At 68.3% G+C, this 7,275-nt stretch carries 7 protein-coding genes; all 7 read right to left on the minus strand.

From position 1 onward, the window contains the following. Positions 1–299: 299 nt before the first annotated feature. Positions 300–734, minus strand: coding sequence for an SRPBCC family protein (locus tag A5711_RS03505; protein ID WP_067944098.1), 435 nt, complete (start codon positions 732–734; stop codon positions 300–302). After that, positions 734–1,567, minus strand: a complete 834-nt coding sequence (locus A5711_RS03510) for a lysophospholipid acyltransferase family protein (RefSeq protein WP_067944099.1) — start codon at positions 1,565–1,567, stop codon at positions 734–736. The genes A5711_RS03505 and A5711_RS03510 overlap by 1 nt, the downstream gene beginning before the upstream one ends. A gap of 31 nt (positions 1,568–1,598) precedes the next feature. Then, positions 1,599–2,702, minus strand: a complete 1,104-nt coding sequence (locus A5711_RS03515) for an amidohydrolase family protein (RefSeq protein ID WP_067944106.1) — start codon at positions 2,700–2,702, stop codon at positions 1,599–1,601. Between the two features lie 11 nt (positions 2,703–2,713). After that, entirely contained in the window at positions 2,714–4,066 is a 1,353-nt protein-coding gene (locus tag A5711_RS03520; RefSeq protein ID WP_067944107.1) for a glutamine synthetase family protein, read from the minus strand. Between the two features lie 41 nt (positions 4,067–4,107). Further along, positions 4,108–4,989 (minus strand): TIGR03854 family LLM class F420-dependent oxidoreductase, encoded by an 882-nt coding sequence (locus tag A5711_RS03525; RefSeq protein ID WP_067944101.1) that lies wholly within the window; start codon positions 4,987–4,989, stop codon positions 4,108–4,110. Between the two features lie 54 nt (positions 4,990–5,043). Beyond that, complete coding sequence (locus tag A5711_RS03530) at positions 5,044–5,538, minus strand: carboxymuconolactone decarboxylase family protein (protein WP_067944103.1); 495 nt, start codon at positions 5,536–5,538, stop codon at positions 5,044–5,046. A gap of 29 nt (positions 5,539–5,567) precedes the next feature. Continuing rightward, positions 5,568–7,275: MFS transporter (locus A5711_RS03535; RefSeq protein ID WP_067944104.1), on the minus strand; the 1,708-nt coding region annotated here is incomplete at its 5' end.

Raw genomic sequence — 7,275 nt, forward strand, 5'->3', positions numbered from 1 at the left:
GGTCTGAGCGGTCTTCGCCCGCAGCACCGGATCATCGGATCGCTATGAGCTGCAACGGATTCGGCGACATCGGCGCTCGAGTCGCTTGGATGGTCACCCCTCGTATGTCGACCATCACAGCGCCCTGCGCAGCGCCGACGTCGCCAACCGCTATAAGTACTGTTGGACCGCGGCGATGAGAGCTGCTCGGAGCAACATGCTCCCAAACCCCTTTCTCGAAGTTTGGTGACGTCGCCCGATTCGTCGATCGGAGCGTATGCCGCGCGGCGGTTGATCACACCGGAATTTGGAAAAATTGGTTACGACTCGGCGAGCTTCCTGAGGCGTTTCAAGGTTTCGGCGAGCGTGCGTCCCACCTGGCGCACGGCGATCCGGTCGGCGATGTATCCGAGCAGCCCGCCCGGCGCCTGGTACGACAGGCGGAAGGTCACCTTCGTTCGGCCGTCGTGCGCGTCGCGCAGCCGGATCCGCCCACGCAGGGTGATGCCGGTGAGACCCACGAACGCCAGGTCGCGGTCGTCATCGAATTCGACCACTTCGATGAGTCCGCCGACGGGGACGGAGCCGATCTTCCAGTGGACCGTGTAGCGCGCGCCGACGCCGGCCGCCTTGTCGTTCGAGGACTCCCAGCGCTCCAGGTTCGTCATGAACGACGGGTAACAGTCCGGGTCGCTGACGATCTTCCAGACCGCGGAACGGTCGGCGTTGATGACGCAACGGCGTTCGACGCGCATCAGCCGATCACCGGGAATCGCCGCTCGGCGGCCAGCCGGTCGACGCCGCCCTGCAGGCTGGCCATCACCTTGTCGTGCACCGCTTGGTCGTCGCCATCGACCTCGATCGGGTGCTGGACCTCGATCACGATCTTGGTGGGCAACGGAATGTGGCCGGCCAGGTCGCTGATGTTGAGACCCCACGGCAGTGCCAGCGATATCGGGACGCTCTTGAGCCGAAGCAACCTATCGGCCATCAGCAGCTTGGCCAACCACTGCCCGCGGTTGAGGAACAACGCGCTTTCCTGCCCGCCGACGCTGGCGACGGGGACGATCGGTACTCCGGCCTCCCGGGCCAGCTTCACATAGCCCATGCGCCCGCCGAAGTCGACCTTGTGGCGTTCCCACGAGGGCCGGAACACCTCGTAGTCGCCGCCGGGGTAGACCAGCAGAGCTGCGCCGGAATCCAATGCGAGACGGGCATTTTCGGGGTTCGCGGCGACGGTGCCGAATTTGCGCAGCCAGCCCAGCGGCGGTGCGGACACCACCAGGTTGTGGGCCAACTGGTAGAAGGGCCGCTCGACGCCGAAATAGGAGCAGAAGGCGAGCGTGAACACGAAAGTGTCGGGCGGCACGTTGCCGCCGCTGTGGTTGCCGACCAGCAGCACCGGCCCCTCGGCCGGAATGCGATCCATGCCGCGCACATCCGCCCGGAAGTAGAACGACGCCAGCAGCCACGTGCCCGGGAGCTGGTCGCGGATGTAGTCCGGGTCGCGCTGGTCGAGGTCCGCCTTGGGCACCCACGACACCACCTTGTCGCGGGCCCACTCCAAGACGCCCTTCGCGGTCGCCATAACCGCCCGTATACCCCGGCTTCACCGGGGGTCAAACGCGGTAGAGACCTGCGGCGTTATCGTGAGCGATCAGGTCGACAACCCGGATGGCGTCGCGCTCGCTCCAGTCGTCGTTGGCCACAAATTCCCGCAATACGCGATGAATGCCGGTGCGCCACAGGGCCGCACCGAGGAAATGGAGTTCCGCCGGACCGAACCCGTCCGAGGAGTAAAGGATCTTGTGGAACGGCGCCAGCTCCAGCAGCCGGGCGATGAACGCCACCGACCGGGCGCCCAGCTGGTTCACGCTCAGCCCGCCGTCGAGATAGACGTTGTTGAAGGCCTGCGCCAGGTATCCGGCCTCCCGCTCGTAGGGGTAGCAGTGCAAGAGGACGATCGGGGTCTCCCCTGACTGGCGCAGGAAGTCGAGCAACAGCAGCGGGTTGGTTTTGTGCAGATCGCAGTCGCGGTCGCCGAGGCCGACGTGGAATTGCAGGGGTTTGCCCAGCCGCAGCGCCTGATGCAGCCCGAACCGCAGCAGCACCCGATCCTGTAACCGGGTGCCGCCGCTGTCGCGCCACCGGCCGGCGGCCTCCGCGACCTGCGACGGCGACGGCTCGCTCAGGTCGCCGTCGAATCCGCCCCGGTAGGCCAGGATCGACTTGGTGCCGACCGCCGTCGCCGCGCGCCCACGCAGGATGTCCTCGAAAGCCGCCGCGTAGTCGCCCGGCGCCCGCGCGGCTTGTTCGGCGATCTGCTCGAGCCGAATTACCTCATATGCGCGGCCGCCGGAAAGTTCGGCCATGCCGGCCGTGCCGGCGGTTCCCGCGTCGATGCCGGTGTCCACCAGCCAGTCGCTCACTCCTGCGGCCGATAGGAACATGCGGGCCAGCTCGGCCTCGCTGAGCTGACTGCGGCGATCCCAATACGATTGTGGGTCAACGTGTTTGGCCAGTCCGAGGATTGGGCCGCAGTGCGCGCGTAGCGCGAAGCCGAGTTGCGAGTCGAACCCCGAGCCCACGATGGGTTCGGTGTTGGCCTCGTTGAGCGCGTTCTCGAACCGTTGCCGATCACCCGCCGTCAACCAGCAACCGTGGACATGTTGATCGATCAGTCGCACGTCACCGATGTGCTGTGCCAGGGCGTCCGACGTCATCGCGTGCGCCGTCACAGGCTCCAGGCCATCCGGAATTTGTCGGCCAGTTGCTCGGTGTCGAGATCGCCGTACCGCTCGTGCTCCAGGCGGCGGACGGCGACCACCATGTCGACCGCCGGGTCGCCCAGAATATCGCGCAGCAGCTCGGAATCATCCAGTGCCGCAATCACTTCGGCCTGTCCCCTGGCGAGGTTGACGACGTCGTCGCGCTCACGGTCGGAATCTGACAGGGCCGCGGGGTCGACGGTGATCTCCGGTGGCAACGCCGCTTGGCGCTTGATCCCGTCGAGCGCCAGCCCCAGGATCGCCGCCGACGCCAGGTACGGGTTGGCGGAGGGGTCGACGATTTTGACTTCGACGTTCCCGCCGCGCGGATTGGCGGGCCCGCCGGTGATGAACCGCACGGCCGCCTCGCGGTTCTCGGTCCCCCAGCACGCGTACGCGCCGGCCCAGTTGCCCGGGCGCATCCGCACGCCGGACACGATCGACCCGCACAGCACGCCTTGCGCCGCCGGCAGTCCGCCGACCAGCCCGGCCACCGCGCTCTCCCCCGCCGCCGTCATGCCGTGGGCGCCGTCGCCGTCGGAGAACAGCGGACCTTCCGGCGTGGTCAGCGAGAAATGTTGGTGGGCACCCGATCCCACGCCGTTCGCGAAGGGCACGGGTGACAGGCTGATGCGAACCCCGTGGCGGCGGGCCACCCGCCCGACGACGAGCCGAAGCAGCACCAGCTGGTCGGCGGCGGCCACCGGGGATTGTGGCGCCAGGGAGAGTTCGAACTGGTTGGCGCCGTACTCGGGGTGAAACTGCTCGATCGCGAGTCCCGCCGCCGCCGCCGACCGGGTGACGTCCCGGACGAACGCTTCATGCTCGAGGATGCCGGCGAGGCCGTACTGCGCCCACAACGCCGACGGGAGGCGGCCGCCGTCGGGGGCGACCAAGAGGAATTCCACCTCGTGCCCGATCGCCGCCTCGATCCCGGCTTCGCCGAGCGCGGCTTCGACCCGGCCCAGCGTGCCGCGAGCGCAGGCGGGAACGGGCGCGCCGTCCTGGGAGAAGAACGCGGCCGGCGCCCACGCCAGCCCGTCGCCGACGATGCGTAGGGCCGACACGTCGATGCGCAGGCGCTGGTCCCCGATGACACCGACATCGGGCGTGAAGGCGATCCCGCTCTGGTCGATCGCGAAGGCGTGCCACGACGGGCTGGCGCCGAGACCGGGATCGGCGAACGCGTTGGTCCGCCGGATCGGAACCGTCTTGGCCAGGGTGAGGCCGGCGGGATTCACGATGGTGCCGACGACGGCGTCGACGCCCTCGGCCTCGAGCTGGGCGATCCGCGCGGCGGCAAGCGGTGTGCCGGTCATGGCAGTCATTGTGCAGCCTCGAGATGCCCGGGCTGCCGGATTCAGTTCTGGCGGGCGATCAGTTCGGTGACGAACCGATCGAGGAAGCCGTCGATGGGACCGCCGCCCACCGGCCGGATGACGAACTTCGTCAACCCCGCATCGATGTAGGCGTCGAGCTGCCGGTGCAGGCGATCCCACCCGGCGGCGATCAGCTCGGCGGGGTCAACGTCGGGGCGGCGCTTCCGGGCCGCCGCGGCCACCTCAGCGGGCAGTTCGCCTTCTGCTACGGCCAACGAGATCCCGAAGTGGTCGGGGTCGATCTGCCGGCCCGCTTGCGCCGCGGCGCGTTCGATCGCCTCACGGCCCGCTCGCGCCTCTTCGGGGGTCAGGAAACTGCCCAGCCAGCCGTCGCCCAGCGCGCCGATGCGCCGAAAGGCTCCGGGCGCCGAGCCGGCCAGCCAGATATCCAGCGGCGGAGTCGGCCTCGGCAGGACGGAAGCCCCGTTGACCGTGAAATACCGTCCGGTGTAGCTGGCCGAATCCTCGGCCAGCGCCGAGCGCAGCACCCGCAGCGACTCGTCGAACACCGCGGCCCGCTCCCCGTCGGGGACCACGAACACCTCGCGTTCGGCCGGAATCGCCGACCGCAGACCGAAGACGGGAAGGAGCCGCTTCGGCGCGACTGCCGCCAACGACGCCAGTTGCTTGGCGACCAGGACCGGATGCCGCCCGGGAAGAACAGCCACCGAGGTGCCGACCTTCAGCCGGGTCGTCCTGGCGAGGGCGTAGGCCATACCGACCACCGGATCGACCGCCGGGGAGTAGACCAGCTCCGAGAACCACAGCGAATCCACCCCGCTGGACTCCAGCCGATCCACGATGGGGGCCAGCCGATCCGGAGCGGTATCCGCACCCAATCCAACGCCGAAGCGAATCTTCACGGCTAGCGCAACGCGGCGGCGCGGCCTTTTGTGCCCGCGAAACGGCGAGGGCGGCTATGCCCGGCTGGGAATGGTCAGTTTGCAGGCTTGGCCGATGTCGAGGGTCCGCAACACGCGACCCATGCCGACCCACAGCGCGCACGACAAGGCCAAGTCGGCCAGCAGCTCGTCGGAGAAATGCTCGGAGCAACGGCTCCAGAAGTCCTCGTCGTCGCGCAGGGCGGTGTGATCGCTGGCGAACCGGTCCGCGAACTCGGCGGCCAGCCGCTCCTGTTCGCTGTAGCCGGGCCACGTGCGCCACTCCTGGGCGTGGTCGTACAACTCCTCGTCGACGCCGGCGGCGGGCCCGTCCTCGTCGCGGGTGTTGACGCAGACGACGCATTCGTTGCGGTGGGCGATCACCGCGCGGGCCAGTTCGCGGGTGCGCAGCGGCAACCGGTTCTTGGTGTAGACCGCGTTGCTGAAGCCGCCGAGCGCGGCGCCGATGTCAGGAGACTTCACAAACCAGCCGGCCAGGTCGTCGTCGGCAAATGTTCCGATTCGGCTCATGGCGTGATGGTACGCCCGCAGCGCCCGTTTCAGGGTGTGGGCACCGGGATCTTCGTGGTGGGACGGTCGTCGTTCCAGTCCCGTTGCGCGAGAACGCGGCCCGCGACTCGATTCAGCGCCGCTTCGACCACGCGGCGATCCGGTCGTCCGTCGAATCCCGGTGACCGGGCGAGCTTGTCGACCAGCCAGCCCACCAGGAGCGAGTGCACGTAGTCCACCTGCTGGGCCCCCGCGGGTGTCAGCCACATCTGGTTGCCGTCGCCCCGGGCGTATCCGGTCGCGATCAGGCGCGCGAAGGTGGGCTCCAAGACCTCGAACGGTATCCGTAGGTAGTCGGCGATGTCGGTGAGTCGGGCCGTCCCATATATCTGGCCGTAGCGGTTGATGCGCAGGACGCCCCACAATCCGGCCACGTCGAGTCGGCAGTCGGGTCGCATGGCGATGCTGCGTAATCGCATGCCCGGCACGCCGCGCAGCATGCGTTCGACCGCGTTCTCCAGCATCTGATCCGGTGTCTCGGTGTTCGGCATGCCGAACGCATCGCCGAGATCGATTGTGCTGTCGTGCATTTCTCGTAGGGGTACCTCACGGAGGAACAACGCGAGGACGAACCCGACCAGCGCGACCGGAACCGCCCAGAGAAACACTTGGGTGAGCGACTCGGCGTAGGCGGCGACGATCGGCGCGGCCGCCTGGCGCGGCAACCGGTGCAACGCCTCCGGCGACGCGGCGGCCGCGGCGGGCGCGCGGCTGGCCACCATCGCCGGGCCGATCCGGCTGTGCAGGAAGTTCGTGAACAGTGAACCGAAGATGGCGGCGCCGAACGAGCTGCCGATCGTGCGGAAAAAGGTGACGCCGGAGGTCGCGACCCCGAGGTCGTCGAAGTCCACGGTGTTCTGCACGATCAGGACAAGCGTCTGCATGCACATCCCGATCCCGGCGCCGAGGATGACGAGGAACAGGGATTGCACCAAAACCGATGTCGACGGGTCCATCCGCGACATCAGAAAGAACGCCACCGCCATGACGGCGGTGCCGGCGACGGGAAAGACTTTGTATCTGCCCGTGCGGCCGACGATGACACCACTGCCCATCGAGGTGGTCAGCATCCCGATCACCATCGGCAGCGTGCGCAGGCCCGACGTGGTGGCCGAGACGCCGTCGACGAACTGCATGTACGTCGGCAGGAATGTCAGGGCGCCCAGCATCGCGAAACCGACCACGAAGGACAGGACGCAGCACACCGTGAACACCGGACTGCCGAACAGCCGGGTCGGCAGAATCGGCGCGGCGGCGCGGCTTTCCACCCAGGCGAAGACGCACAGCGCGATCGCCGAGCCGACGAACAGGCCGATGATCGTGGGCGATCCCCACGGGTAGGTGGTCCCGCCCCAGCTGGTGGCCAGTGTCAGCCCGGTGGCGCCCAGGCCGACGAACAGGATGCCCGCGTAGTCGATGACCGGTTTGGTGCGGTTGGACAGCGCCGGGATGGCGGCGGCCGCAACGAAGAAGACCACGACCGAGATCGGCACGTTGATCCAGAACGCCCAGCGCCAGGTGAAGTGGTCGGTGAAGTAGCCGCCGAGCAAGGGACCGATCACGGTGGTGACGCCGAATACCGCGCCCATCGCGCCCTGATAGCGGCCACGGTCCCGCAGCGGGATCACCTCGCCGATCAGCGCCATCGCGGTCACCATCAGCCCGCCGCCGCCGATGCCCTGCAGCGCGCGTGACGCG

Origin of the sequence: Mycobacterium sp. E2238, from assembly GCF_001672665.1 — a bacterium.
GTDB lineage: Bacteria > Actinomycetota > Actinomycetes > Mycobacteriales > Mycobacteriaceae > Mycobacterium.